The organism is Salinibacterium sp. NYA9b (assembly GCF_976973725.1).
The window spans coordinates 2,390,565-2,416,808 of sequence record NZ_OZ333476.1 but is presented as its reverse complement, the minus strand read 5'-3'; the positions used below and the strand labels follow the sequence as shown (position 1 = coordinate 2,416,808).

At 62.4% G+C, this 26,244-nt stretch carries 22 protein-coding genes; 18 read left to right on the top strand and 4 right to left on the bottom strand.

Annotation, left to right across the window (positions count from 1 at the left end; translation table 11 throughout):
* Positions 1 to 21 precede the first annotated feature (21 nt).
* Entirely contained in the window at positions 22 to 1,434 is a 1,413-nt protein-coding gene (locus ACWFSR_RS11615) for an RNB domain-containing ribonuclease (RefSeq protein WP_447523446.1), read from the top strand.
* A gap of 45 nt (positions 1,435 to 1,479) precedes the next feature.
* Here the strand turns inward: ACWFSR_RS11615 and ACWFSR_RS11610 are convergent, their stop codons facing one another.
* Positions 1,480 to 2,253, bottom strand: a complete 774-nt coding sequence (locus ACWFSR_RS11610; RefSeq protein ID WP_447522427.1) for an oxygenase MpaB family protein — start codon at positions 2,251 to 2,253, stop codon at positions 1,480 to 1,482.
* 189 nt (positions 2,254 to 2,442) lie between these two features.
* On the opposite strand from ACWFSR_RS11610, the gene sucC reads away from it, so the two are divergent.
* The 3 genes from sucC to ACWFSR_RS11595 all read left to right on the top strand — a co-directional run bounded on the left by sucC (position 2,443) and on the right by ACWFSR_RS11595 (position 8,364).
* Complete coding sequence (gene sucC, locus ACWFSR_RS11605) at positions 2,443 to 3,612, top strand: ADP-forming succinate--CoA ligase subunit beta (RefSeq protein ID WP_197106392.1); 1,170 nt, start codon at positions 2,443 to 2,445, stop codon at positions 3,610 to 3,612.
* A gap of 10 nt (positions 3,613 to 3,622) precedes the next feature.
* On the top strand, positions 3,623 to 4,510 hold the full coding sequence (gene sucD / locus ACWFSR_RS11600; protein ID WP_197106391.1) for a succinate--CoA ligase subunit alpha: 888 nt from the start codon (positions 3,623 to 3,625) through the stop codon (positions 4,508 to 4,510).
* A 254-nt stretch (positions 4,511 to 4,764) separates the two neighbouring features.
* The gene (locus ACWFSR_RS11595; RefSeq protein WP_307784107.1) at positions 4,765 to 8,364 is read left to right on the top strand and encodes a S8 family serine peptidase; all 3,600 of its coding nucleotides are present in this window, start codon (positions 4,765 to 4,767) and stop codon (positions 8,362 to 8,364) included.
* A gap of 114 nt (positions 8,365 to 8,478) precedes the next feature.
* Here the strand turns inward: ACWFSR_RS11595 and ACWFSR_RS11590 are convergent, their stop codons facing one another.
* Positions 8,479 to 9,252, bottom strand: a complete 774-nt coding sequence (locus tag ACWFSR_RS11590; protein ID WP_197106390.1) for an IclR family transcriptional regulator — start codon at positions 9,250 to 9,252, stop codon at positions 8,479 to 8,481.
* 183 nt (positions 9,253 to 9,435) lie between these two features.
* Here ACWFSR_RS11590 and ACWFSR_RS11585 point away from each other — a divergent pair, with 183 nt between their 5' ends.
* The 10 genes from ACWFSR_RS11585 to ACWFSR_RS11540 all read left to right on the top strand — a co-directional run bounded on the left by ACWFSR_RS11585 (position 9,436) and on the right by ACWFSR_RS11540 (position 21,245).
* Positions 9,436 to 10,194: an MIP/aquaporin family protein gene (locus tag ACWFSR_RS11585; protein ID WP_197218695.1), complete on the top strand. Its 759-nt coding sequence runs from the start codon at positions 9,436 to 9,438 to the stop codon at positions 10,192 to 10,194.
* A complete protein-coding gene (dhaK, locus tag ACWFSR_RS11580) occupies positions 10,194 to 11,192 on the top strand; it encodes a dihydroxyacetone kinase subunit DhaK (RefSeq protein WP_197106388.1) in 999 nt (332 codons plus the stop codon). The genes ACWFSR_RS11585 and dhaK overlap by 1 nt, the downstream gene beginning before the upstream one ends.
* A gap of 5 nt (positions 11,193 to 11,197) precedes the next feature.
* Positions 11,198 to 11,839 carry a dihydroxyacetone kinase subunit DhaL gene (gene dhaL, locus ACWFSR_RS11575; protein ID WP_197106387.1) on the top strand — a complete coding sequence of 214 codons (642 nt, stop codon included), beginning with the start codon at positions 11,198 to 11,200 and terminating at the stop codon, positions 11,837 to 11,839.
* A 2-nt stretch (positions 11,840 to 11,841) separates the two neighbouring features.
* Positions 11,842 to 12,615, top strand: coding sequence for a dihydroxyacetone kinase phosphoryl donor subunit DhaM (gene dhaM / locus ACWFSR_RS11570; protein WP_447522426.1), 774 nt, complete (start codon positions 11,842 to 11,844; stop codon positions 12,613 to 12,615).
* Positions 12,616 to 12,761: 146 nt separating this feature from the next.
* Complete coding sequence (locus ACWFSR_RS11565; RefSeq protein WP_197123316.1) at positions 12,762 to 13,976, top strand: cell division protein PerM; 1,215 nt, start codon at positions 12,762 to 12,764, stop codon at positions 13,974 to 13,976.
* Positions 13,977 to 13,985: 9 nt separating this feature from the next.
* Entirely contained in the window at positions 13,986 to 14,570 is a 585-nt protein-coding gene (gene purN / locus ACWFSR_RS11560) for a phosphoribosylglycinamide formyltransferase (protein ID WP_197106384.1), read from the top strand.
* A 5-nt stretch (positions 14,571 to 14,575) separates the two neighbouring features.
* The gene (gene purH / locus ACWFSR_RS11555; RefSeq protein ID WP_447522425.1) at positions 14,576 to 16,177 is read left to right on the top strand and encodes a bifunctional phosphoribosylaminoimidazolecarboxamide formyltransferase/IMP cyclohydrolase; all 1,602 of its coding nucleotides are present in this window, start codon (positions 14,576 to 14,578) and stop codon (positions 16,175 to 16,177) included.
* A gap of 84 nt (positions 16,178 to 16,261) precedes the next feature.
* Positions 16,262 to 17,464, top strand: a complete 1,203-nt coding sequence (gene ddaH / locus ACWFSR_RS11550) for a dimethylargininase (protein ID WP_447522424.1) — start codon at positions 16,262 to 16,264, stop codon at positions 17,462 to 17,464.
* A 179-nt stretch (positions 17,465 to 17,643) separates the two neighbouring features.
* Positions 17,644 to 19,443 carry an ABC transporter ATP-binding protein gene (locus ACWFSR_RS11545; RefSeq protein ID WP_197106382.1) on the top strand — a complete coding sequence of 600 codons (1,800 nt, stop codon included), beginning with the start codon at positions 17,644 to 17,646 and terminating at the stop codon, positions 19,441 to 19,443.
* Positions 19,440 to 21,245 (top strand): ABC transporter ATP-binding protein, encoded by a 1,806-nt coding sequence (locus tag ACWFSR_RS11540; protein ID WP_197106381.1) that lies wholly within the window; start codon positions 19,440 to 19,442, stop codon positions 21,243 to 21,245. Before ACWFSR_RS11545 ends, ACWFSR_RS11540 begins: the two co-directional genes overlap by 4 nt.
* Here ACWFSR_RS11540 and ACWFSR_RS11535 read toward each other — a convergent pair.
* Positions 21,242 to 21,553 (bottom strand): MGMT family protein, encoded by a 312-nt coding sequence (locus ACWFSR_RS11535; RefSeq protein ID WP_197106380.1) that lies wholly within the window; start codon positions 21,551 to 21,553, stop codon positions 21,242 to 21,244. The two genes, ACWFSR_RS11540 and ACWFSR_RS11535, sit on opposite strands and share 4 nt — an antisense overlap.
* Before the next feature lie 2 nt (positions 21,554 to 21,555).
* A complete protein-coding gene (locus ACWFSR_RS11530; RefSeq protein ID WP_197106379.1) occupies positions 21,556 to 22,008 on the bottom strand; it encodes a GNAT family N-acetyltransferase in 453 nt (150 codons plus the stop codon).
* A 105-nt stretch (positions 22,009 to 22,113) separates the two neighbouring features.
* On the opposite strand from ACWFSR_RS11530, the gene ACWFSR_RS11525 reads away from it, so the two are divergent.
* The 4 genes from ACWFSR_RS11525 to ACWFSR_RS11510 all read left to right on the top strand — a co-directional run bounded on the left by ACWFSR_RS11525 (position 22,114) and on the right by ACWFSR_RS11510 (position 26,218).
* Positions 22,114 to 23,328: an NADP-dependent isocitrate dehydrogenase gene (locus ACWFSR_RS11525; RefSeq protein WP_197106378.1), complete on the top strand. Its 1,215-nt coding sequence runs from the start codon at positions 22,114 to 22,116 to the stop codon at positions 23,326 to 23,328.
* Positions 23,329 to 23,535: 207 nt separating this feature from the next.
* A complete protein-coding gene (locus ACWFSR_RS11520) occupies positions 23,536 to 24,390 on the top strand; it encodes an NAD-dependent epimerase/dehydratase family protein (protein ID WP_197110144.1) in 855 nt (284 codons plus the stop codon).
* Positions 24,391 to 24,482: 92 nt separating this feature from the next.
* Positions 24,483 to 25,769 (top strand): serine/threonine-protein kinase, encoded by a 1,287-nt coding sequence (locus tag ACWFSR_RS11515; RefSeq protein WP_447522423.1) that lies wholly within the window; start codon positions 24,483 to 24,485, stop codon positions 25,767 to 25,769.
* Positions 25,766 to 26,218 carry a hypothetical protein gene (locus tag ACWFSR_RS11510; protein ID WP_197106375.1) on the top strand — a complete coding sequence of 151 codons (453 nt, stop codon included), beginning with the start codon at positions 25,766 to 25,768 and terminating at the stop codon, positions 26,216 to 26,218. The genes ACWFSR_RS11515 and ACWFSR_RS11510 overlap by 4 nt, the downstream gene beginning before the upstream one ends.
* The last annotated feature ends 26 nt before the right edge of the window (positions 26,219 to 26,244 follow it).

Here is a 26,244-nt window from a genome sequence, read left to right as displayed (position 1 = left end):
CGGCACGGGGAGCCACGGCTCGTGGTGCCGCGACTGCGACCCCTCGACACCGACGACGAGTTGACTCAGGCGCTCGCGGCAGTGCGGGTCGAGCTAAAGCTTCCCACCGAGTTCAGCGCCGAGGTTGAAGAGGCCGCCGACGCCGCGGTGGCAGCATTCGAGCCGCCCGAGCTAGACCTCACAGGCATCCCGTTCGTGACGATTGACCCCGAGGGCGCGACCGATCTCGATCAGGCGCTCTACCTCGAACGCACCGGCGAAACGCTGCGCGTGATGTACGCGATTGCCGAAGTGCCCGCCTTCGTGCTGCCCGGTTCCCTCGTTGATGCCGAAGCTCGCAAGCGCGGTCAAACCTTGTACGGTCCCGACGACCGAGTGCCGTTGCATCCGACGATCATCAGTGAAGACGCCGCTTCGCTTCTCGCTGGTGCGACGCGTCCCGCTTTTGTGTGGACCTTCGACTTGGATGCCGCGGGCGAGGTCATCGCGACAACTCTCGTTCGCGCGCAAGTGCGTAACCGTCGCCAGTTCAACTATGTCGAAGTGCAAGAGTTGCTCGACAACGACCGCGCGGACGAATCTCTCTCGTTGCTGCCCGAGTTTGGGCGCCTGCGCACCGAGCTGGAACGTCAGCGCGGGGGAGCAAGCCTCAACCGGCCCGACGAGGAAGTGGCTGTCGTTGATGGCCAGTATGTGATCGAGCGTCGAGCGTCGCTACCCGTCGAGGACTACAACGCGCACGTCTCGCTCATGACCGGCATGGAAGCCGCTCGCATCATGCTCGAAGGCAAAGTCGGCATTCTGCGCACGATGCCCGCGCCCGACGACGAGACTCTGGAACAGTTCCGGCGTCAGGTGGCGAGCCTCGGATGCCCGTGGCCCGAGAACCAGAACTATGGCGAGTACCTGCGCACCCTCGACCACTCCGACCCCCGCGCCCTCGCGGCAACCCACGCCGCCACCTCGCTGTTCCGTGGAGCGGGCTACACGCCCTTCGACGGCGAACTGCCCGAAGACACCATCCAGGCCGCTGTAGCCGCGCCCTACGCCCACGCCACAGCGCCGCTGCGTCGACTCGTCGACCGCTTCGTGCTTGTCGCGTGTGAAGCGATTGTGGCGGGGCGCGAAGTGCCGAAATGGGTGCGCGAAGCTCTTCCGCAACTGCCCAAGATCATGGGCCGCACGAGTCAGCTGGCATCGCAGTTCGACCGCGCCTCGGTCGACGTGATCGAAGCGGCACTGTTGCGGCCGCGAGTGGGCGAGGAGTTCGAAGCCACGGTCGTCTCGCAGCGCGGCGACGGTGGCGTCATCCAGATCGCAGAGCCCGTGATTACGGCTCGCATCTCCGGCACGGTTTCAGCTGGCGACACGGTGCGCGTTCGACTGGTGTCTGCCGAGATTGCGACGGGAACGATCGAGTTCGAACTCGCGTAACTCGCTCGTTCGTCCGCTTGGAGTCGCAGGCGAGGCTGCGCCTAGCTAGGTGGCGTCGGCGAGCGATCGCCGGAACGACGCCAGATACCGGCGCTGCGCCGCGAAGCGCACCCAGCGGGGAAGGTGCGGGTACACCGCGCGGGTGACCCGCATGATCCGGTCGAAGCGTTTCTGGTGGTGGGGTAGCGCATAGGCCTCGCGCAACTCACGGCTCAGCAGCCCGGCGGTCAGCACGCGAACGAGTGGCATTGACGCCCGCAGCCACCACGGTCCGCCGGTCGGATGTAGCAGCTGTTGGGCAACTCGTTGGCTCGCGTCCGTGACGCGCAACGAAGCCACGCTCTCGTTCCAGTAGGCAGCGAATGCCGCACGGTCGGCCGGCCACAGCGCGCGCGGAACGCCCAGCGCGGTCGCAATGACCGCGTAGTCGGCCAGCAGGGTTTCGGCATCCACTTCGCGCAACGGCCCGAACACCAGCTCGCGCACGCGCGTGGCGGTGTCGTACAGTGTGGCGGCGACCCACAACTGCAGCTGCGGGTCACGGGCGTCGTAGCTGTCTGCCCGCACCGGTCGGTGAGCCGCGCCCACTCGCCGCGCGACCTCGGCAGCCTCGGCCGGGGTGCCATAGACGGTGACATAGAGATACGTGAGGGTGCCGTTGAGACGATCCAAGGGGCGCCGCGCAAAGTCACTGTGCTCGGCCACCGCCTGACCCACAGCGGGGTGCGCGATTTGCAACAGGATGGCCGCCCCACCGCCGGCTAACAGAGCGACGTCGGCAGAGACATCCGCAATTCTGAGGGGGTCGGATGCGGGCACACGGCCAGTTTACGAGGCCCGAACCACAAGATTCGCTGATCTTTCGCCACATTCAGCCCGCTATCGGAAAACCCACAACGTTAGGCACGGTAAGGTTTTCTATTGGCGTGCGACTCATGGAGCCGACCAATTTGGCACCGATTCGCCGCCTTCCCCACTCACCATTACGCGCGGATTGGAATGAGCAGCGTGGATCTATATGAGTACCAAGCCAGGGACGTATTTGAGTCCTATGGCGTACCAGTACTTGCCGGCCTAATTGCCGACACCCCAGAAGAAGCCAAAGCAGCAGCCGAGAAAATCGGTGGAACTGTCGTTGTCAAGGCTCAGGTCAAGACCGGCGGTCGCGGCAAGGCGGGTGGTGTCAAGGTCGTTCACAACGCCGACGACGCTTTCACCGCAGCCGAGCAGATCCTTGGTCTCGACATCAACGGCCACACGGTCAAGCGAGTAATGATTGCTGCCGGTGCTCGCATCGCGCAGGAGTTCTACTTCTCCGTGCTGCTCGACCGAGCAAACCGCTCCTACCTTTCGCTGTGCAGCGTTGAGGGTGGAGTGGAAATCGAGGTGCTTGCTGTTGAGCGCCCCGAAGCTCTCGCCAAGATCGAGGTCAACCCGCTGACGGGTATCGACCTCGCGAAGGCCACCGAAATTGCGATCGCTGCTAAGTTCCCGGCAGAGCTCGTCGACAAGGTTGCTCCTGTCTTCGTGAAGCTCTACGACGTGTACAAGGGCGAAGACGCAACTCTCGTTGAGGTCAACCCTCTCGTGATCACCGAAGACGGCGACATTGTTGCCCTCGATGGCAAGGTATCGCTTGACGAGAACGCTGAGTTCCGTCACCCCAAGCATGCAGAACTCGAAGATGCTGCTGCCGCTGATCCCCTCGAGGCGAAGGCTAAGGCCAACAACCTCAACTACGTCAAGCTCGACGGTGAAGTCGGTGTCATCGGTAACGGTGCAGGCCTCGTCATGTCGACGCTGGATGTTGTTGCCTACGCTGGCGAAAACCACGGCAACGTGAAGCCAGCCAACTTCCTCGACATCGGTGGCGGAGCCTCCGCTGAGGTCATGGCCGCCGGACTCGACGTTATTCTCAATGACCCTCAGGTCAAGAGCGTATTCGTCAACGTCTTCGGTGGAATCACCGCGTGTGACGCTGTTGCCCACGGAATCGTGGGTGCGCTCGCCGCGCTCGGCGATGCCGCCAACAAGCCTCTCGTTGTCCGTCTCGACGGCAACAAGGTTGAGGAGGGTCGCGCGATTCTCGCAGAAGCGAACCACCCCCTCGTGACGCTAGCCGCCTCAATGGACGAGGGCGCCGACAAGGCCGCCGAACTCGCCAACGCTGCGAAGTAAGGAACCGAGCATGTCAATTTTCCTCAACAAGGATTCCAAGGTCATCGTTCAGGGCATCACCGGCGGTGAGGGCACCAAGCACACTGCTCTCATGCTCGCTGCTGGCACCCAGGTCGTTGGCGGCGTCAACGCACGCAAGGCTGGCACCACCGTGACGCACGGTGACGTTGAGCTGCCCGTGTTCGGCACTGTTGCTGAAGCAATGGAGAAGACGGGAGCGGATGTTTCGATCGCTTTTGTTCCTCCGGCCTTCACCAAGGATGCCGTTATCGAAGCTATCGACGCTGAGATGCCACTGCTCGTCATCATCACTGAGGGTGTTCCCGTCGGTGACTCGGCTGAGTTCTGGGCGTACGCGCAGGAGAAGGGCAACAAGACCCGCATCATTGGTCCGAACTGCCCCGGCATCATCACGCCCGGTGAAGCACTCGTCGGCATCACGCCGGCGAACATCACCGGCAAGGGCCCGATCGGTCTCGTCTCCAAGTCGGGAACGCTCACGTACCAGATGATGTACGAACTCCGTGACCTCGGATTCTCGACCGCAATCGGTATCGGTGGAGACCCCATCATCGGCACGACGCACATCGACGCTCTTGAAGCGTTTGAGGCCGACCCCGAGACCAAGGCAATCGTGATGATTGGTGAGATTGGTGGAGACGCTGAAGAGCGTGCCGCTGACTACATCAAGGCTCACGTGACGAAGCCTGTTGTGGGCTACGTTGCTGGCTTCACGGCACCCGAGGGTAAGACCATGGGTCACGCCGGTGCGATCGTTTCTGGCTCCGCCGGAACCGCTCAGGCCAAGAAGGAAGCTCTTGAAGCTGCCGGTGTAAAGGTCGGCAAGACGCCGTCTGAAGCAGCCAAGCTCATGCGCGAAATTCTCGAAACTCTGTAGCAAGCACTCTCGCTACACAGAAGCGCCGCCGTCCACTGGACGGCGGCGCTTCTGTCGTTTAACGGCGTCCCCCAAAGAGCGGACAATATGTCACGTTAACGTAACGATGAGTTAAAGGGGGGCCCCCATTAAGGGGTAGACCGCGCATATAGTGGCTCGTGGTGAGTGCCCGACCACCAGCTTTGCAAACACGCCATGATCAGCGTGTGTACGTCACATAAGCAAGTCCCATTCACAGAAGAATAGGAACATTCGTGAGCATTCGAAGAGTCATATCGGTGGTGGCAACGACAACTCTTGTCGCCACTTCCCTGGTTACGGGCGCCGCACTCGGCGCTACAGCTGCACCAGCATCCATTGGTGGCGGCGGCCAAACTGAATTCACCCCGGGGCGTTACATCGTCACGATGGTGGATCAGGCTGCTGCAACCTACGACGGTGGTGTGCGCGGTTTTGACGCAACAACCCCACCCGATGGCGAGCAACTCGACACTCGCCGCCAAGTAGTGCAGGACTACACCGAATATTTGGAAGAGAAGCAAGACGATGTCGCGGCATCCGTCGGTGCTGATATCGACTATTCGTACACGCTCGCGACCAATGGTTTCGCGGCAGATCTGACCGCGGCTCAAGCAGTCGAGCTCTCGGCAAATAAGCTTGTTGCCTCGATCGTTCCGGACGAGCTGAAGCACATCACGGCAGCGCAACGGTCGACAGAGTTCCTTGGCCTCGAAGGCGAAGACGGACTCTGGGCATCCATTGGCGGTGCTGAAGCTGCGGGTGAAGGAATCGTTGTCGGCGTGCTCGACACTGGCTTCGCTCCCGAGAACCCCGCCTTTGCGGGAGACGCCCTCGGCAGCACGCCGGGAGCAGCTCCGTATCTCGACGGTGGTTCCGTCGTCTACGAGAAAGCCGACGGCCAAACCTTCACCGGTGTCTGCACCGAAGGCGACCAGTTCACCGCTGACGACTGCACGACCAAGGTCATCAGCGCTCGCTACTTTGTTGATGGTTTCGGTGCCGGCAACCTCGGTGACACCAGCGTTGGCGAGTACGTCTCGCCGCGTGACGGTGACGGCCACGGATCGCACACTGCGAGCACCGCAGCGGGAAATTACGAAATCGACGCCAACGTTGGCGGAAACGCCCTCGGCTACTTCTCCGGTGTCGCCCCCGCGGCAAAGATCGCTGCCTACAAGGTGTGCTGGAGCGGACCAGACCCGGTCGCCACGACCGACGACGGTTGTGCATCCACCGACCTCTTGGCTGCAATCGACCAGGCTGTCGCTGACGGTGTTGACGTGATCAACTACTCGATCGGTGGAGGCGCTGCCACAAGCACCGTTTCGCCGACCGACCAGGCCTTCCTCGGTGCGGCTGCTGCCGGCGTTTTCGTCGCAGCCTCCGCCGGAAACGACGGCCCCGGAGCGACAACCCTCGACAACGCGGCACCGTGGATCACCACCGTTGCCGCCAGCACCATCCCGAACTACGAAGCCACCGTCACCCTCGGTGACGGCCAAGAGTTCGCCGGTGCCTCGATCACGGTTGACCTCGACCCTGCCGCAGAACCGCTGACGGGCGAGCTCGTCTACGCTGCGGATGTCGCGCTCGACGGTGCTGTTGACCCCGCGCTGTGCCTGGCCGACACTCTCGACCCGGCGCTTGTCACCGGCAAGATTGTGGTCTGTGACCGCGGTGTCATCGCTCGTGTCGACAAGTCGGCCGAGGTTGCTCGCGCTGGCGGTATCGGTGCGGTTCTTGTGAACGTGACGCCGAGCTCGACCGACCTCGACACTCACGTGATTCCGACCATCCACCTGGATGCTCAGTACCGCGATGCTGTCCTTGCGTATGCAGCGACCGAAGGTGCGACCGCGACCTTCACTCCGGGTAACGAAACCGCGTACCAACCGCCGACCCCTCAGGTCGCTGGCTTCTCGTCGCGTGGTCCCGTTGAAGCTGACGGCAGCGACATCATCAAGCCCGACATCTCGGCACCTGGTGTCGGAATCCTCGCCGCTAGCGCCAACGCTGAAGGAGCCGAGCCGACGTTCGCGCTTCTCTCGGGAACCTCGATGTCGTCACCGCACGTTGCCGGTCTTGCCGCGCTCTACCTCGGCGAACGCCCCAACGCGACTCCCGCCGAGATCAAGTCGGCATTCATGACAACTGCCTACGACACCGTGGATGCCGACGGAAACCCCGTCACTGACCCCTTCACGCAGGGTGCCGGCCACATCGATCCGACCAAGTTCTTTGAGCCTGGCTTGCTCTACCTGAACGGCATCGGCGACTGGCTGTCCTACATTGAGGGCGCTGGCTACGACGTGCTCGACCCCGCGGTCGAAGCAATCGATCCCAGCAATCTCAACCTGGCATCCATCGGTATCGGCTCGCTGACGGCAGCCGAGACGATCACTCGCACCGTGACCTCCACTCAGGCGGGCACGTTCGAGGCATCCATCTCGGTCCCCGGAATCGAAGCAACGGTCTCACCTTCAACGCTGACCTTTGGTGCTGCAGGCGAGACACAGAGCTACGAAGTGACGATCAGTCGAACGGATGCTCCGCTCGACCAATTCACCACCGGAGCCCTCACGTGGACCAGTGGCGACACCGTCGTGCACAGCCCCATCGCCGTGCGCCCCGTCACCATCCTCGCGCCGGACACAGCCAGCGGAACCGGAACCTACGGCGCCGTTGACGTAACGGTCACGCCCGGCGGCAACGGCGACATCCCGCTGACATCGACCGGTCTCACCGCTGGAGTCTTCTATGAAGACCCCACTGGCACCGAAACCGATCACTCGGGTTCTGGTGTGAGCGGAGACGAGTTTGAGTACGCAGCAACCGTGCCTGAGGGCACAACGTATGCGCGCTTCGATCTCGACTCGATCGATGACACCGCTGACCTCGATCTGATCGTGTACCTGCTCGATGGCAGTGGCACTCCGATCGCCGGGTGGCAGTCCGCCACGGGAGCCGCCGATGAGCGCGTCAACCTCGCTGATCCGACACCGGGTGACTACCTCGTGATCGCATCGGTGTATGCCGCGAACCCGTCTACCGCGTTCGACGTGCGCACCTTCGCCGTCGTTCCTGGTGCGGGAGAGCCCCTCGGGTTGGACCCCGAAGTTCTCCCGGGTGTGCAGGGTGAAGCAGTGAGCTACACCGCATCGTGGGAGGGCCTCGCCCCCTTCACGAACTACCTCGGTCTCGTCAGCTATGGCGACACGGGAGCAACAACCGCGATTGAGGTTGTGACGCAGGAAGATGTTCTGCCGGGAACGCCCGTGAACACCGTTCTGCCGACCATCTCGGGCAAGCCGCTCGTGGGCAGCAAGCTCACCGCCAACGCTGGCGAGTGGGATGTTGACGGGCTGAAGTTCAGCTACCAGTGGCAGGCGAACGGCGAGAACATCGCCGGCGCCGACAAGCGCAAGTACACGGTCACGAAGGCTGACGAGGGCAAGGCGATCACCGTCGTTGTCACCGCCAATAAGAAGGACCTGCCGAGCGCAAGCGCCACCTCTGAGGCCGTGATGATCAACTACAGCTCGAGCGTGAGCCTGTCAGTGAGCAAGCACGTTGCCTTCTCGTGGAACACCGTGAGTGCCACCATCCGAGTCGCTACCGGTGAGGATGCCGCAGCGACCGGAACCGTGAAGGTGACGGTCGACGGCAAGAAGGTCGACACCATCACGCTGGACGAAGCCGACAACGGAAAGGTGACGGTGAAGCTGCCGAAGCTCGACCGTGGCCTGCACCAGGTGAAGGCAGAGTTCACTCCGGCCGGTGAGAACGTGACCGGCTCAAGCAGCCGCAACGACTGGGTCTGGATCGTCTTCTAGACGACACCTGCTCAGGAGCAACACTCAACAACGGCTGGTCGCCTCCCCACGGGCGGCCAGCCGTTGTTGCGTGTTGGCGCGCTCGCAGGGTGAGGCGTGTTGGCGCGCTGGATGTTAGTCGTCGGTGGGGCGCCGCACGACGGGCGGCGGCCAGGCGGTGTAGCCGAGTTCGCGCGAGATATTGCGGGCGGTTTCGCGCAACACATTCAATACGTTGTCTTCGGGCGGCCACTCGCTGGAGTGCAACACGACGGCCACGGCGGCGATGACGTTGCCGTTGCGGTCGGCAATGGGCGCGGCAATCGAGGATTCGCCGAGCACCGCTTCATCTTGCTCCGTGGCGATGCCGCGCTCGGCAATCTGCGCAAACTGCAGAATGAGTTTCGAGGGGTCGGTGATGGTGTCACCGGTGAGGCTGCGGAGCGGTTTCTCAAAAAGTTGGTCGGCGGCATCCGCGTTGTAGGTCAGCAGGATTTTGCCCATGGCGGAGGCGTGCACGGGAATGGAGAGGCCTGTCTCTGGCATTTGTTCGGTGCCGTCTGGCCGGTTGTTGTGGTGGATGACGATGACTTCGTCGAAAAGTTCGGAGCCGAGGCGAACAGCGAGCCCGGTGCGTCGCGACAGTTCTTGGGTCCAGCGCATTGCGCGGGCACGCACGTCGAGGGTGTCGAGGTAGACGTTGGAGAGTTTCAGCAAGGCCGGGCCGAGCATGTAGCGGTTGCCGTTGGGTTCTTTGGCGACGAGTCCGTGTACCTGGAGGGACTTAACGATGCCGTGCACCGTGGACGGCGGCAGCGAGAGAAGGCCGGCGAGTTCCGTGATGCCGAGATGCCGGGCGCCCTGGAGCGACGACAGCACTTGTGCTGCTCGATCAATGGATTGGATCAACGCTGTTCCCCGTCATTTAGCCGGTATTCATTATCTCTGCACCACCGGTCTACTTTCGAACCGGTTGGGCTTGACAAGATGTAACTGAACGTAGCATATTCGACATTATCGAATAACGTTCCGATATTGACGAACGTTCGCGACACCCGGTCGCACGCGCAATACAAGTTCAAAGGAGAACTCATGGATGAGAACAAGCAGTGGCAGAAGCTGGCTGCGGAGTTTCTAGGAACCGCCTTCCTCGTTTTCGTCGGCGTTGGCTCAGTGCCCGCGACGTTCATCTTGAATGGCGATGAGCCGTTCACCATGGCGAGTCTCGGAATCATCTCCTTCGCGTTCGGTCTGATCGTTGTCGTGACGGTCTACGTCTTCGGCTACATCTCCGGCAACCACATCAACCCCGCCGTCACGATCGGCCTCGCTGTCGCTGGCAAGTTCGCGTGGCGTGAAGTTCCCGGCTACCTCATCGCTCAGCTCCTCGGTGCAACCGCCGGTGCCTTTGCGATCGTCGGCGTTCTTGGCCAGGCCGCGGTTGACGCCGGTCTTGGCGTCGCCGCCTACAACCCCGACACGATTCCCGTCAGCCAGGCATTCTTTGCCGAGTTCGTCGGAACATTCCTCCTCGTCTTCACCGTCTTTGGAGTCATCCACCGCAAGGCAGCCCCCGGCTTTGCCGGACTCGCCATTGGTTTCGTCGTCTTCGCCGCCATCATTCCCGTTGGCCCGATCACTGGCGCATCCATCAACCCCGCTCGTACCACTGGTCCGATGCTCGTTCAGCAGATCATGGGCGGCGAAGTGGCGTGGGAGCAGCTGTGGGTCTACCTCGTAGCTGAACTGCTCGCTGGTGTGCTTGCCGCACTCGCCTTTGGTTTTATTTCCAAGACCAACGCCGACAACGAGACCCTCACTGAAGCACTCACGGAAGAGAAGGCCAAGTAATGAAGAAACTGATCAATACCCCCGAATCGGTACTCGCCGACGCGCTCGCCGGAATCGACGCCGCGCATCCAGAGCTCAAGGTCGACCACGTCAACCGCGTGATCTACCGTGCAGAACCCACTCGCGCTGGCAAGGTTGCGCTGATCTCTGGTGGCGGCTCGGGCCACGAACCGCTTCACGGCGGCTTCGTTGGCTTGGGGATGCTCGACGCAGCGTGTGCCGGCGAAGTCTTCACCTCGCCAACCCCCGACCAGATGCAGGAAGCCACCAAGGTTGCTGACTCTGGTGCTGGCGTGCTGCACATCGTCAAGAACTACACCGGCGACGTCATGAACTTCGAGATGGCTGCCGAAATGGCCGAAGCGGAAACCGGAGTGAAGGTTGCCTCGGTCGTCGTCAACGACGACGTGGCTGTTCAGGACTCGCTCTTCACGGCCGGACGCCGCGGCGTTGGCCTCACTGTATTGCTCGAAAAGATCGTCGGCGCAGCAGCGGAAGAGGGACAAGACCTCGCCGCGGTCACCGCACTGGCACACCGCGTCAACGACTCCGGCCGCTCCATGGGCATGGCACTCACCAGCTGTACCGTTCCTGCCGCAGGCAAGCCGACCTTCGACCTGCCCGACGACATGATGGAAATCGGCGTCGGCATCCACGGAGAACCCGGTCGTCACCGCGAAAAGCTCGCGGATGCGGCATCCATTGCTAAGCAACTGGTCGACCCGATCTTGGCCGACATGGACTTCACAGGATCACCAGCCATTGTGATGATGAACGGTATGGGCGGAACCCCGCAGATCGAGCTGTACATCATGTACAACGAGGTCGCGAAGCTGCTCAAGGCTGCCGGAGTTGAGGTTGTGCGCAACCTCGTCGGTGACTACATCACGAGCCTTGATATGGCCGGATGCTCGGTCACGATCCTTAAGGCTGACGAAGAAATGTTGAAACTATGGGATGCCCCGGTGAACACCGCCGGGCTCCGCTGGGGAGTCTAAGAACTATGTCTACAAGCACCATCTCTCTCGACCAACTGATCGCCTGGCTTTCGCGGTTCCGCGATCTCGTGACCGAGAAACAGAGCTACCTGACCGAACTTGATTCGGCCATCGGCGACGCTGACCACGGCTCCAACATGGTTCGCGGTATGAACGCAGTGGTCGAGAAGATTGGTGCAGAACCCGCGACCGCCGCCGACGCACTGCTGAAGTCTGTAGGTATGACTTTGGTGACTTCCGTCGGCGGCGCGAGCGGCCCTCTTTATGGCACGCTCTTCTTGCGCATGGGCGTGAACGCTGGCCCCGTGGCTGAACTCGACGCTGCTGCCCTCGGCGCAGCACTGCGAGCCGGTCTTGAGGGCGTTGTGGCACGCGGCAAGGCTGAAGCGGGCGACAAAACAATGTTCGACGCGATCGCACCCGCGCTTGACGCGTGGGATGCTGCTGTCGCTGACGGCGCCGATGTCGCTGCGGCGGCATCCGTGGCTCTCGCTGCTGCCGAGAAGGGGCGCGACGCGACCGAACCTCTCGTTGCCCGCAAGGGTCGCGCAAGCTACCTCGGCGAGCGTAGCGCCGGACACATCGACCCGGGTGCCACCTCGAGCACACTGCTGTTCCAGGCTCTCGTCGACACCGTTTCGAGCTGATCGTGATTGGCATTGTGGTCGTAAGCCACAGCCCCGCGCTCGCGCAGGCCGCTGTGGATCTCGCGCTTGAAATGGTGGGGGAGACCCCGCCGCCGATCGCGATTGCCGCGGGTGCCGGCGACGGCATCATCGGTACGGATGCCGTGAAAGTTGCTGCGGCAATCGACGAGGTAGCCAACGGCGAGGGCGTTCTCGTCTTCATGGATCTCGGCTCAGCGGTGCTCAGCAGCACCATGGCCACCGAGTTCATGACAACAACTGACGAGGTGCGGCTCACCGATGCGCCCTTCGTAGAAGGACTCATTGCCGCGATTGTTCTTGCGAATGCAGGGGCCTCGCTCGACGAGGTCGACCGCGAAGCGCGGGCAGCAATGGGCGCAAAGCAGAGTCAGCTTGCTGACCAGGGCGGTGCCCCTGACGGGGTTGATGCTCCTGCCGCTGAGACATCCGCTGCGGACGCTCCTGCTGCGGATGCTGTGTCAGCCGACCCTACAGAGGTCACCGCCGAAGCCCCCCTCGTGAACCCTGACGGACTGCACGCGCGCCCCGCATCGCTCATCGTTCAGGCGCTCGCGGGAGTGGATGCCAAGCTCACGATCACCGACGTGACTGCGGGCAAGGGTCCAGTTTCGGGTAACAGCCTGATTGGAATCATGTCGCTTGGCGCCGCCAAAGACCACGTCTTGAAATTCACGGCCACCGGCGGCTCGGCACAACAGGCCGTCGACACTCTGGTCGCCATGACCGGCGAAGGCTTCGGGGAACTCGCGAGCTAGCGAATCCGCGGCGATGCCCGCGCGAGTTGTGCCCGCCTGAGCGTCGCCGGTCCGCCCGGCGGCGGCATCCGTCACGCTGACAGATCGATCTATTTTCGGTCCGCCGTCGCGGCTGTTGACGCGCGGGCGGGTACGCTCACCGAGACATGAATCGCCAGCTCACTCTTCTCTTCGCCGCCTTCGAGGCGCTCCTCGTTGTCGCTATCGGCATCGCGATTCCGCTGGTCCCGCTGACGCTGCTGTGGGGCATCCACTACGGCTTGGCCATCGACTGGACAGTGTTCTGGCGTGCCGCCGTTGATATTTGGCTTGTCGGCCACGGCGTCGACATCACCGTTGTGCTTGATCCGACCGTCGCGAGCGCCGTTGGGTTGCCCGCAGCGAGCACGCCGGTCACGATCACCATGGCGCTGCTCGGGTTCGCCCTTCTGACTCTTCTGCTCGGCGTTCGGGCTGGTCGTCGGGTCGCCGAGACTCCCCACATGCTGCTGGGCACTCTCGCCTCGCTCGCCACCTTCGGCGCAACGTCGCTCGTGCTCACCTTGTCGGCTTTGCACCCGGTGGCGCGCCCCTCGCTGTGGCAGGGCACCCTGTTACCGACGGTGGTCTTCGCGGTCGGCCTGCTGATCGGCAGCCAGATCGTTTCGGCGGCGAACCCTGTGTCGGGAGGCATCCGCCGCTGGATTGCCGGATGGCCAGCCCACGTACGCACGATCGTGGCCACCGCGCTGCGGGGCGGGGCGATCGCGGCTGCCGGTTTGCTCACGGTCGCGTCTCTCGTGACGACGCTCGCGATTGTCACGTCCTTCGCTGAGATCATCACACTGTATGAAGGACTCCACACCGAGGTGCTGGGTGGCGTCGCCGTGACGATCGGCCAACTCGCGCTGTTGCCAAACATCGTGTTGTGGGCGGCAGCCTGGCTCGTGGGGCCCGGCTTTGCGATCGGAACAGGTTCCGCGGTCTCGCCGCTGGCCACCACCCTCGGGCCCATTCCTGCCATCCCCGTCTTTGGCGCCCTGCCGAGCGGAGATTTCGCATTCGGATTCGCCGGACTCCTTGCTCCCGTTGTTGTCGGCTTCCTGGTGGCAGCCGTGCTCGGGCCGCGTATCGCCGGAGAACTTCGTCGCCGCGAACTGGCCATCGTCGCGGTCGGGATCGGATTCACGGCCGCCACCATCATGGGGTTGTTGACCTGGGCATCCGCGGGATCTGCCGGTCCGGGACGACTCGTCGATGTTGGCCCCCAGCCGTGGATTGTTGCCCTGTGGGCGTTCGTGGAGTTTTCGGTCGCAGCGGGGCTCGGTCTTCTGGCGTCCGCACGCCCGGAGCGCACTGACGACGGCTTCACTGAGCGCTAGGCTGGGTGCGTGCTCACACTCGTTGTCTTGATTTCCGGGGGCGGGTCTAACCTCGCCGCCCTGCTCGAAGCGGCCGAGAGTGCCGACTTTCCCGCCCGTGTCGTCGCCGTTGGCGCCGACCGCGTTGCTGACGGGCTCGACCATGCCGAGCATTACGGCATCCCCACCTTCTCGGTCGCGATGTCGAACTTCAAGAACCGCGACGAGTGGGGCGATGAACTGCTCGAGCAGATCCAATTCTGGAATGCCGACCTCGTCGTGCTGAGTGGCTTCATGAAGCTGCTGCCGCCGCGCGTCGTCGAGGCTCTTTCGCCCAACATCATCAACACTCATCCGGCCTACCTGCCGGAGTTCCCGGGAGCCCACGCGGTTCGAGATGCGCTTACTGCTGGGGCAACCCAGACGGGCGCCAGTGTTATCAAGGTCGACAACGGTGTCGATAGTGGTCCGATCATCGTGCAAGAGCGCGTTGCAATCGAGCCCGGAGACACCGAAGAACACCTGCACGCCCGCATTAAGCCGATTGAACGGCGCTTGCTCGTGCAGACGATCGAAGACATTGCCACCAATCGCATCAACCTAAAGGAACTCTGAATCCCATGAGCGGCCCCAGCCATAACCCAGCCGATTTCCGCGAACGCGATGTCGTTCCTATCCGCCGCGCCCTCATCTCGGTGAGCGACAAGTCGCGCCTCCTCGACCTCGCGGGTGCGCTTGCCGATGCGGGCGTAGAACTCGTCTCGACCGGTTCCACGGCGAAGACGATCGCCGAAGCCGGTTATGACGTCACCGAGGTATCGACCGTCACGGGTTTCCCGGAATCGCTCGATGGTCGCGTCAAGACGCTGCACCCCTCCGTGCACGCCGGCATTCTCGCTGACCTGCGCCTTGAGTCGCACGAAGCTCAGCTCGCCGAGCTCGGCATCAAAGCCTTCGACCTCGTTGTCGTGAACCTCTACCCCTTCGTGGAGACGGTTGCCTCTGGCGCTGCTCCCGCCGACATCGTCGAGCAGATCGACATCGGGGGCCCCGCCATGGTGCGCGCCTCCGCCAAGAACCACGCCAACGTTGCCATCGTCACGAGCCCAGACAGCTACGACGAGATCATCGCCGCGGCAGCGGGGGAGGGCACAACCTTCGCGCAGCGTTACGCGCTCGCCTCCAAGGCTTTCGCTCAGACCGCCGCCTATGACACCGCTGTGTCGCAGTGGTTCCTGACCGGTGCGCTTCTCGGTGAGACGGATGCCGCGGCATCCGCCCCCACACTGCCGGTGCACCTCGAGGTTGCCGCCGACCAGCTCGCCGTACTTCGCTATGGCGAGAACGCCCACCAGCAGGCAGCCCTCTACGGTGTGGCCGCGCAGCCCGGAATCGCGCAGGCCACGCAGCTCGGTGGCAAAGAGATGTCGTACAACAACTACGTGGATGCCGACGCCGCTCTGCGCGCCGCCTTCGACCACGACACTCCTGCTGTCGCGGTCATCAAGCACGCTAACCCGTGCGGAATCGCCACTGCAGCCAGCATCTCGGAGGCTCACGTTTTGGCGCACGCCTGCGACCCGATCTCGGCCTACGGCGGAGTGATCGCGGCCAACGGAATCATCACGAAGGCTGCTGCGGAGTCGATCGCCCCGATCTTCACCGAGGTTGTTGTTGCTCCCGGCTTTGAGCCTGAAGCACTCGAAATCTTGAAGGCCAAGAAGAACCTGCGCTTGCTGCAGCTGCCTGAGGGCTACGCGCGTGACAGCCGTGAGCTGCGCCAGATCTCGGGCGGCATGCTCGTGCAAGAACTGGATAAGCACTTCTCGCCGGCCTCCGCGTGGACGCTCGCTGCGGGTGACGCCGCCGATGCTGAGACTCTCGCCGACCTTGAGTTCGCGTGGCGAGCAGTGCGCGCCGTCAAGTCGAACGCTATTTTGCTGGCTAACGGCGGAGCATCCGTCGGTGTCGGCATGGGGCAGGTCAACCGAGTTGACTCGTGCCAGTTGGCGATCTCGCGGGCTGGTGACCGTGCCGCAGGTTCCGTTGCGGCCAGTGACGCGTTCTTCCCCTTCGCCGATGGCCTGCAGCTGCTGCTCGATGCGGGTGTGCGTGCGGTGGTTCAGCCTGGCGGTTCGATCCGTGATGAAGAAGTAATTGCGGCAGCGGTTGACGCCGGCGTGACCATGTACTTCACGGGTGAGCGCCACTTCTTCCACTAACAAATGTCGCCCGGTGTACGCCGGCTCTCCACGGGGAGCCGGCGTAGGGCAAACGCATAGAATCTTCCCGGTAGGTTGGGGCGCATGATCAGTGCACAACGGCGTATGGCCGCAGCTTTTATTTCCGGAATTGCCGTTGCCGGCACCGTCTATCTCGCAACCGGGCTGGCGTTCTTTACGTCGAACGGTGCCGCGGCAGAGAACCTGCCGACGATCGCCGAGTACTTCTTGCCGATGGCGCTTGTGCTCTTCTTGCTCTACTCGCTCGCGGCGGCGCTCGAGATTCACCGCTACTGGTACACGACCGCCGTGTCGGCTCTCGTGATCGGCATCGCTGCGGCCTTCTTCGGCACCGCCCTCGGCATCATTGCCTCGGGAGCCGAGTGGAATCCCGAAGCGATGGCATTCATCTTGGCGAGCCTGCTCGGCACGAACCTCATCTTTGTCGTAGCCACGATCGTGACCGCACTCACTGTTGGTCGCCGCGTGTGGTTTGCCATGGTCGCCCGTGCCCCGCAGCCGACCCCCACGCTCACCGCTCTCGTTCGCGCCCCTTCCTCGCGCATGGCTGAGGGAGAACTCACTCACCTCGACCGTGTTCCCGTGGATGCCGACCTTGCCGATGTGCAGTGGGAGGCCTACGTTGCCGCCCTCAAAGACAACGGCTTCGAAGTAATCGAAGTGCCCGCCGACGACGATCTCGCCGATTCTGTTTTCATCGAAGACACCATCGTGATGTTCGGCGAGGTTGCGGTGCTCACGAGCCCCGGTGCTGAGAGCCGTCAGGCCGAGATCGTTGCCGTGCGCACGAGCATCGACGACCTTGGTCTCGAACTCCACGAAATCACCGAACCCGGCACTCTCGATGGCGGAGACGTGCTCAAGGTTGGTTCCACGGTCTACGTCGGTCGCGGCGGCCGCACCAACGCAGAGGGCATCCGCCAGCTGCGGGCGATCGTCACCCCGCTCGGCTACACCGTGATTGCGGTGCCCGTGGAGAAGGTGCTGCACCTCAAGAGCGGCGTCACAGCCCTGCCTGACGGCACGATCATTGGGTACCCCGACCTCGTCGACAACGTCGACCTGTACGACCGCTTCTTGGCCGTTCCTGAGGCCGAGGGTGCTGCCGTTGTTGTGCTGTCGGATGACGCGGTTCTCATGTCGTCGTCGGCGCCCCAGACTGCTGCCCTCATCGAGAACTTGGGCTACCGCGTGGTTACCGTCGACGTGTCTGAGTTTGAGAAGATGGAGGGCTGCGTCACGTGCCTCTCCGTCCGCATCCGCTGAATTGAGACTCTGTCAAAAAATTTGTGGATAGTGATTGTGAAAGCGCCGGGGCGGGCATATTCTAAAAGGCTGTCTGCCCCGCGCCATTCACGACGAGGAGCAGCGGTTCACGGTCGCACACGACGCGACCCGCAGTAATCGCGATCCCTGAACGCAGGGATCCCTCTCGTCAAGGATCCATGGTGTCACCACAGTCTGACCAGCCAGAACGCGTCAAAGCGGTCGGCACTTTTACGGCTATCCGCCGGCTTTACCCCTACGCACAATCGGCCATGCCGTTCATCTACCTCGGCATGGCAGCAGCTCTCGCCGCCGGTATCGTTGCGCTGCTCATCCCGCAAGTGTTGCGCTCGCTCGTGGATGGGCCGCTTCAGTCGGGCGATTCAAGCCAGATTTGGCCCGCCTTCTTCATCGTTCTCGGGCTCGGCATTGTCGAGGCGATCATGATCGCGCTTCGTCGCTACTTCGTGCTCACGCCGGGAACCCATGTTGAAGCGCGCATGCGCAACACCCTCTACATGACCTTGCAGCACCTACCCGTGAGCTTCCACGACCGCTGGCCGAGTGGCCAGCTGCTGTCGCGCGCCGTCAGCGACCTCAACCTCATCCGCCGATGGTTGTCGTTTGGTCTCGTCTTGCTCGTGGTCAACGTGCTCACGATCATCGTGGGGCTGCTGTTCCTCGTGAACATCTCGTGGGTGCTCGGTGTGATCTTTATCGTCACGTCGATCCCGTTGTGGATCTACGGGTACGTCTTCGAAAAGAAGTACTCGATCGTGGCCCGCCGCAGCCAAGACCAAACCGGTGACCTCGCGACTGCTGTCGAAGAGTCAGTGCACGGCATCCGTGTTCTGAAAGCATTCGGGCGAGGAAAGCACGCGCTCGTCGGCTTCTCGGCTCAGGCCGAAAGCTTGCGTGGCACCGAGATTGAGAAAGCCCGCGCAATTGCCGGCATCTGGCTCTGGCTGCTGCTCGTGCCCGACGTCATGTTCGCGCTCGGACTTCTCGGCGGTGTGTGGCTCGTTGTCGAGGGCAATATCTCAGCGGGTGACCTGGTCGCGTTCTTCGCCACGGCCACCGTCTTGCGCTTCCCCGTGGAATCGATCGGCTTCTTGCTGTCGATGACGTTCGACGCGCGCACCGCCGCCGACCGTTTCTTCGAAGTGATGGACTCAGCAAACCCCATCACCGATCCAGAACACCCCGAAACGATCACGGATAGCCAGGGTCGCCTTCAGTTCACGAACGTGCACTACCGCTACCCCGATTCACCCGCGAACGTTCCCGATCTCGTGAACGGTATCGACTTGAGCATTGAGCCGGGGGAGACCATGGCCCTCGTGGGGCTGACTGGCTCAGGCAAATCGACGATCACAGCCCTGACGACACGTCTCTACGACGTGACGGAAGGATCGATCAGCATCGACGGCGTCGACATCCGCAACCTCACTCTGATTGAGCTACGGCGTCATCTTGCGATGGCGTTCGAGGATGCCACGCTGTTCTCGTCGAGTGTGCGCGAGAACGTGCTCATGGGGCGCCCCGATTCGACCGAAGAAGAACTGCGCGAAGCGTTGAGCATCGCGCAAGCCGACTTCGTGTACGACCTGCCCAAGGGCCTCGACACCCTCGTCGGCGAAGAGGGCCTGAGCTTGTCAGGTGGGCAACGACAGCGCCTCGCGCTCGCCCGCGCCGTTGCCGCGAAACCCGCGGTGCTCGTGCTCGATGACCCGCTCTCGGCGCTCGACGTCGATACTGAAGCGCTCGTCGAGGCCGCGCTGCGCAAGGTGCTGAGCTCCACGACGGCGCTCATCGTTGCTCACCGCCCATCGACCGTGATGCTCGCTGACCGCGTTGCTCTTCTCGAAGATGGCAAGGTCACCGCGGTCGGAAAGCACTCCGACCTGCTGGCCACCAGCAGTCATTACCGTTACGTCATATCCAGTCTTGAAGAGGAAGAGCAGGAGGTCAGTTCATGAGCGTGATGGGAACCTCCGGCGAAGAACGCAACGACTACACCAAGGACGAGAGCCGTCAGATTCGGCAGCGCTCGCTGCGCCTGCTCGGATCGCTGATCGCGCCCGTGCGCCTTCGTGTGGTTCTCACGATGGCCGTGGTTGTCGTGAGCACTGCCGCGCAAGTGGCTGGCCCCGCGCTGATCGCCTACGGCATCGACAACGCGTTGCCCGCCCTCATCGACGGCGAAACGTTGCCGCTCGTGCTCGTCGTCAGCGCCTACCTGTTCACGGGCATCGTTGGTGCATCGATGATTGCCTGGTACACCGTGCTGAGCGCGCGCGTGAGCCAAGCAATCCTGTTCGACCTGCGCAAACGCGTCTTCTTGCACACGCAACGCTTGAGCCTTGAATTCCACGAGAGCTACACCTCGGGGCGCATCATCGCGCGCCAAACGAGTGACCTCGATGCGATTCGCGAACTACTCGACTCGGGCATCAACCAGCTCGTGCAGGGTGCGCTCTACATGGGATTCATTGCTATCGCGATGTTCTCGCTCGACTGGGTGAGCGGCGTCATTCTGTTCTGCGCGCTCGTTCCGTTGGGCTTCCTCACGCGCTGGTTCCAGGTGCGCTCGCAATTGCACTTCCGTGAGACTCGCACGACTTCGGCCAAGCTCATCGTGCACTTCGTGGAAACCATGACCGGCATCCGTGCGGTGAAGGCCTTCCGCAAAGAAGAGCGCAACCGCGAACAGTTCGGCGGGCTGGTCGAGAACTATCGGGATGCCAACGCCCGCGTCATCCAATTGTTCGGAATCTTTGACCCGGGTCTGGTTCTCATCGGAAACGTTGCTCTCGCGATGATCCTGCTCGTGGGCGGCTTGCGCGTCTCGACTGGCGACCTTGCGATCGGTGCCCTGCTTGGTGCGCTGCTGTATGCCCGCCAGTTCTTTGCGCCCGCACAAGAGATGGCGATGTTCTACAACTCGTACCAGTCCGCTGCCGCGGCTTTGGAGAAGATTTCGGGAGTGCTTGAAGAGCGCCCGACCGTTGCTGACCCCACGACTCCCATTGACCTGCGCAAGGCCAAGGGAACCGTGACGTTCGACGGTGTGGAATTTGCCTACAACGCCGACAAAGTGATCCTGCCGAAGTTCGATCTTGAGCTGCCCGCCGGTCAGACGGTAGCAATGGTGGGAACGACGGGCGCCGGAAAGTCGACGCTCGCCAAGCTCATTTCGCGCTTCTATGACCCCAGCCAGGGCACCGTCTCGCTCGACGGGGTGGACCTGCGCAAGTTGCATCCGAAGGATCTGCGCCGTGCGATCGTCATGGTCACACAAGAGGCGTATCTGTTCTCGGGCAACGTTGCCGACAACATTGCTCTCGGCAAACCTGATGCCACCCGCGAGGAGATCATCGGTGCAGCGAAAGCAGTGGGCGCGCACGAGTTCATCGAGGCGCTGCCCAATGGGTACGACACCGACGTGAACAAGCGTGGTGGTCGAGTGAGTGCCGGGCAGCGACAACTGTTGTCGTTCGCGCGCGCGTTCATCGCCGACCCTGTTGTGCTGATTCTGGATGAGGCAACCGCGTCGCTCGATATCCCGAGCGAACGCCTTGTTCAGGCTGGCCTTCAGACGCTGCTCTCCGACCGCACCGCCATCATCATTGCGCACCGTCTATCGACGGTCGCAATCGCTGACCGCGTGCTAGTGATGGAACACGGTCGCGTTATCGAAGACGGCACCCCGCAAGAACTCATTTCGGGCTCCGGCAAGTTCGCGCAACTGCACGCGGCCTGGCGAGACTCGCTCGTTTAGGGGCGGTGTCGCGCTGACCGCAGGTCGACGCGATAGCTGCCGTCGGGCATCCATTTCAGCGGCGTTGATTCGGCCTCGTAGTGCACGAGTGCCCGGTCTTCGTGAGCGAGAGGTGGATGCCCGCCAGAACGGATGACGCGCCACCACGCCACGTCTGAGCCGTAGCGGGCCATCACGGTGCCGACTGCCCGCGCGGCTCGCGAGCCGATCGTGGCAGCCACCTCGCCGTAGGTCATCACGTGCCCCGGCGGGATCGACTCCACAACCTCGAGCACGCGGCTCACGAAGTCGTCGCTAGGAGCGGGCACGCTTAGAGCGTGTATTCGCCGAGCTTCTCGCCGTACTGAGTTTCGCCGACGACCTTAAAACCGACCTTGAGGAAGAACTGCTCCGGGCCGTCGTCGCCCTCTTCCCAAATGGCGGTGATGCGGTCGAAGCCACGGCTGCGTGCTTCTTCGCTGAGAGCCTTAACGGCGAAACGGCCGATGCCCTGGCCCTGCTCGTCTCCGGCGACGCTGACCCGCCAAATGCAGCTGCGGAACTCTTCTTGCGACGCATTGTTGTCGAAATTGCCCCGGACGAATCCGACAACTTTGTCGCCGTCGAGGACAACGCGCGGCCACGACGTCAGCGGGTCGATGAAGGCGTCCGCGATCGCGTAGGAGGGCGGCGTAACGAACTGCTCCTGCCCGCGACGCAGCGACAGGTTGTTGGCAGCCACGATGGTGCTTGCCGATAATTCTTCAAGTCTTAGCTCACCCATGAATACAGGCTAACCCGCGGTAGACAGATGCGCCAAGGTATCTCGATGTCGAGATACATAGGAAAAAGAGTAAGCTGGAGGTGGCCACTAACTAAGGAGCAAAGCTTGTCCAAGATCAAGGTAGAAGGCACCGTCGTCGAACTCGACGGCGACGAAATGACGCGCATTATTTGGCACCGGATCAAGGAAACCCTGATCCACCCCTACGTTGACGTCAACCTCGAGTACTACGACCTCGGCATTGAAAGCCGCGACGCAACCGACGACCAGATCACCATTGATGCGGCTCACGCCATCCAAAAGCACGGTGTTGGCGTCAAGTGCGCAACCATTACCCCCGACGAAGCCCGTGTTGAAGAATTCGGTCTCAAGAAGATGTGGCGCAGCCCTAACGGCACCATCCGCAACATCCTTGGTGGCGTTATCTTCCGCGAGCCCATCATCATCTCGAACATCCCGCGTCTCGTACCGGGCTGGAACAAGCCGATCATCATCGGCCGTCACGCCTTCGGCGACCAGTACCGTGCCACTGACTTCCGCTTCAAGGGCAAGGGAAAGCTGACCGTCGAGTTCGCTCCCGAAGATGGTTCAGAGCCCATGAAGTTTGAGGTCTACGACTCCCCGGGCGATGGAATCGCTCAGGTTCAGTACAACCTCGATGACTCGATCGTTGACTTCGCTCGTGCCAGCCTCAACTACGGCCTCACGCGCAACTACCCCGTGTACCTCTCGACGAAGAACACGATCCTCAAGGCCTACGACGGTCGCTTCAAGGACATCTTCGAGGAGATCTTCCAGACCGAGTTCAAGGACAAGTTCGAAGCTGCCGGCCTCACCTACGAGCACCGCCTCATCGACGACATGGTCGCTTCGGCCATGAAGTGGGAGGGCGGCTACGTCTGGGCCTGCAAGAACTACGACGGCGACGTACAGTCCGACACCGTAGCTCAGGGCTTCGGCTCGCTCGGCCTCATGACCTCCGTTCTGGCCACGCCAGACGGAAAGGTTGTTGAAGCAGAGGCAGCTCACGGCACCGTGACGCGTCACTACCGCCAGCACCAGCAGGGCAAGCCCACCTCCACGAACCCGATCGCTTCGATCTACGCGTGGACCCGTGGTCTAGCTCACCGCGGTGTGCTCGACAACAACCAGGAGCTCATCGAGTTCGCTTCGACCCTGGAAGACGTTGTCATCAAGTCGGTAGAGGGCGGTCACATGACCAAGGACCTCGCACTGCTCGTCGGACCGGACCAGAAGTGGGAAACCACCGAAGAGTTCCTCGACACGCTCGACAAGAACCTCGCCGCACGCCTCGCATAGTCTGCGTCTCGCGCGGTAACTGACTGGTTCACACCACGAGGTTTCAGGAAGGGCCCGAAAGCTTCGGCTTTCGGGCCCTTCCGCGTCTGCGCACCCGCCGGAAAACACCCAGCTGTCTCTCGTTATTCTTGAGCGGCGGGTGCTGTGAGGTGCCCACTCATGCAGAACGCGACAGCGTGCCAAGCGGTGCGCCGTGAGGAGGCAGCAGTGACCGTCGTCATAGCCGGATGTGGTGACCTAGGTATCGAGGCTGGGCTCCGCTTTGCGGCGCTGGGGCATCCTGTACTGGGCCTGCGGCGTTCAGTCGAGAAGCTGCCGCCCGAGATCGCTGGGCAATCCGTGGACTTGTCTGCGCACGTGCCCACGCTTCCTGCCGATACCAGCGTCGTAGTGATTGCCGTCAGCCCCGATGAGCGCACGCGCGACGGCTATCTCGCTACCTATGTCGAAAGCGTACGGAACATCGCCGCCGCTATTGAGCGAGACTGCGCTGCTGCGCCGAGGGTGATTTATGTCTCGTCCACCGCGGTCTATGGCGTCAGCGATGGCTCATGGGTCGATGAATCTACGCCGGCCACACCCGCCTCGCCGACCGCAACTGTCTTGCGAGAAGCCGAAGTGCTGCTGCTCGAGAGCGTCGCTAACTCGACAATTCTGCGCTTGGCGGGAATCTATGGGCCAGGCCGCACCCGTCAGATCGACCGCATCCGTGAGGGGAACGAAACCTTAGCGCTCACCCCTTACTTCACCAATCTGATCCATCGTGATGACGCTGCAGCGGCTATCGTGCACCTCGCGACAATGGCCACATCGCCCGCCAGTATCTACCTCGGGGTAGACGACGAGCCGGCCGATCAACGCGAGGTCATCGGCTTTCTCGCCCGCAGTATCGACCGACCGGTGCCGCCGCCGAAGGCAGACGACGGCGCCAACGATGGCAGGGGCCGCGGCAAGCGTTGTCGCAATGACCGGCTGAAAGGCGCAGGCTTCTCGTTCGTGTACCCGAGCTACCGCGAGGGGTATGCGGCAGTGCTCAGGGGAGTGGGAACCCTTCATCGCTAACGTCTCCTGCTCATTCGATGAGGACCGGGAAAGCGACCTCAGTTCCCGCAGAACTCATCTAAACTCTCCTCACCAGATCTAAGGGGGTTCGGGTGGCAACAGCCAATCGCTCACGGTCATCCTCTCGCTCGGATGATGAGCTCATTGACACAGTAATCGGCGGCCGGTATCGCATCACAGATCTGATCGGCCGCGGCGGCATGGCTTCCGTCTACCGGGCCCGTGATGAGTCGCTTCCCCGGGAAGTCGCGCTCAAACTGATGCTGCCTGGCCTGGCAAATCCGGATGAGATCCGGAGACAGCGCAACGAGGTGGAGACTCTCGCGGCGCTCAACCATCACGCATTGGTCACTCTCTTCGATGCGGTCACCGAGACGGCTGAGACTGCGGATCGCGTCTTTCTCGTCATGGAGTTCGTGGACGGTCCCAATCTGCGTGAAGCGATGACGGCTCCGTTGCCGTCGCCATTGGTGGCCCACCTCGGAGCCGATATTGCCGAGGCGCTTCATTACATGCACGGTCGTGGCGTCGTGCATCGGGACATCAAGCCAGCCAATATCTTGCTAGCGCCTTCGGAACTTCCGGACCGACAATTTCATTCGAAGCTTGCAGATTTCGGGATTGCACGTCTTGTCGATGGCGCGAAGATGACCTCGACGGGAACAGTCATCGGCAGTGCAAGTTACCTCAGCCCCGAGCAAGCACGCGGCAGTGACGCATTGGGACCTTCCGATGTCTATTCGCTCGGTCTCGTTTTGCTTGAAGCGCTCACGGGGCAGCGCGCGTTTCCCGGGAGCGCCGTCGAGACGATCGGTGCGCGCCTCAACACCCCACCCCGGGTGCCGGACGGTCTCAGCGCGGCGTGGCGACAGATGCTGGTCACTATGACGGCACTCGATGCTGAACAGCGGCCGCTTCCGATGGATATCGCTGTCGCTTTGCGGGCGCTCGCCTATTCCTCTGAGGATGTGAACGACGCCGAAGGTGAACCCACCCGTTCGCTCGTTCCCTCGGCGAACGGGACAAATGAGACAACGCGTCTCGAACCCACGAAGGCGTACGCCCGCGTGGAGACACAAGCAACCGAAGCGTGGCCTGCGCCGGAGGCCTCAGAATCTGCAACGGTATCAGCGGCAGCGGCATCATCCGCAGTGCCAGCGCCAGCGCCGAAGCGAAACCCCAGACTAAGTCGGCACAGCGTCAAGCGCCTCGGGATTGTGCTGGCTACCGCTCTCGTGCTCACCCTGGGTGTGGTCGCGTGGACAACTACTCAGAACCAACAGGCGACTCCGTCTGAACCGACGTCGCCCAGCTACCCGGTGGTTCCTGGCGAGCTTGGCACGCACCTCGAGCAGCTCCAAGAGAGCGTGGAGCCATGAATCTCAGAAATCTAACCCTCCCGCGCCGCATCGTCGCCGTCGGCGCTGCCCTCATGCTCGCCCTATCGTTGAGCGCCTGTGCGCCAACCTCACCGGACTTCGATCCCGACGCGGCGGCGCTGCTGCAGTCATCGGTTGCTGATGTAACTGATGCTGCCGCGGCGGGTGACCCCGTGGCAGCCCTGGCAGCCCTCGATGTTCTCCAAGAACAGCTCAACGAGAACACCGCGACCGGTGCCATCGGAGCTGAGCAAAGTGCCCGAATCCAAGCGTCTCTCGACCTTGTACGCGCCGACCTTACGGCGGCGTTGCCTGACCCCTCGCCCGTTACCGATCCGGTGGACGAAGAATCAGACGAAACATCGAACGGCAACGGCAACAGCAACGGCAACGGCAACGGCAAGGACGACGATAAAGAGAAAGACGACAAGGGCAACAAGAAGGATTAGGCGCAGTCTGTCGTGCGCGATTTTTG

Coding starts and splice junctions, on each gene's coding strand:
- sucD (WP_197106391.1), top strand. CDS start 3,623: ATGTCAATTTTCCTCAACAAGGATTCCAAGGTCATCGTTCAGGGCATC.
- ACWFSR_RS11585 (WP_197218695.1), top strand. CDS start 9,436: ATGGATGAGAACAAGCAGTGGCAGAAGCTGGCTGCGGAGTTTCTAGGA.
- dhaK (WP_197106388.1), top strand. CDS start 10,194: ATGAAGAAACTGATCAATACCCCCGAATCGGTACTCGCCGACGCGCTC.
- dhaL (WP_197106387.1), top strand. CDS start 11,198: ATGTCTACAAGCACCATCTCTCTCGACCAACTGATCGCCTGGCTTTCG.
- ACWFSR_RS11565 (WP_197123316.1), top strand. CDS start 12,762: ATGAATCGCCAGCTCACTCTTCTCTTCGCCGCCTTCGAGGCGCTCCTC.
- purH (WP_447522425.1), top strand. CDS start 14,576: ATGAGCGGCCCCAGCCATAACCCAGCCGATTTCCGCGAACGCGATGTC.
- ddaH (WP_447522424.1), top strand. CDS start 16,262: ATGATCAGTGCACAACGGCGTATGGCCGCAGCTTTTATTTCCGGAATT.
- ACWFSR_RS11545 (WP_197106382.1), top strand. CDS start 17,644: ATGGTGTCACCACAGTCTGACCAGCCAGAACGCGTCAAAGCGGTCGGC.
- ACWFSR_RS11540 (WP_197106381.1), top strand. CDS start 19,440: ATGAGCGTGATGGGAACCTCCGGCGAAGAACGCAACGACTACACCAAG.
- ACWFSR_RS11530 (WP_197106379.1), bottom strand. CDS start 22,008: ATGGGTGAGCTAAGACTTGAAGAATTATCGGCAAGCACCATCGTGGCT.
- ACWFSR_RS11510 (WP_197106375.1), top strand. CDS start 25,766: ATGAATCTCAGAAATCTAACCCTCCCGCGCCGCATCGTCGCCGTCGGC.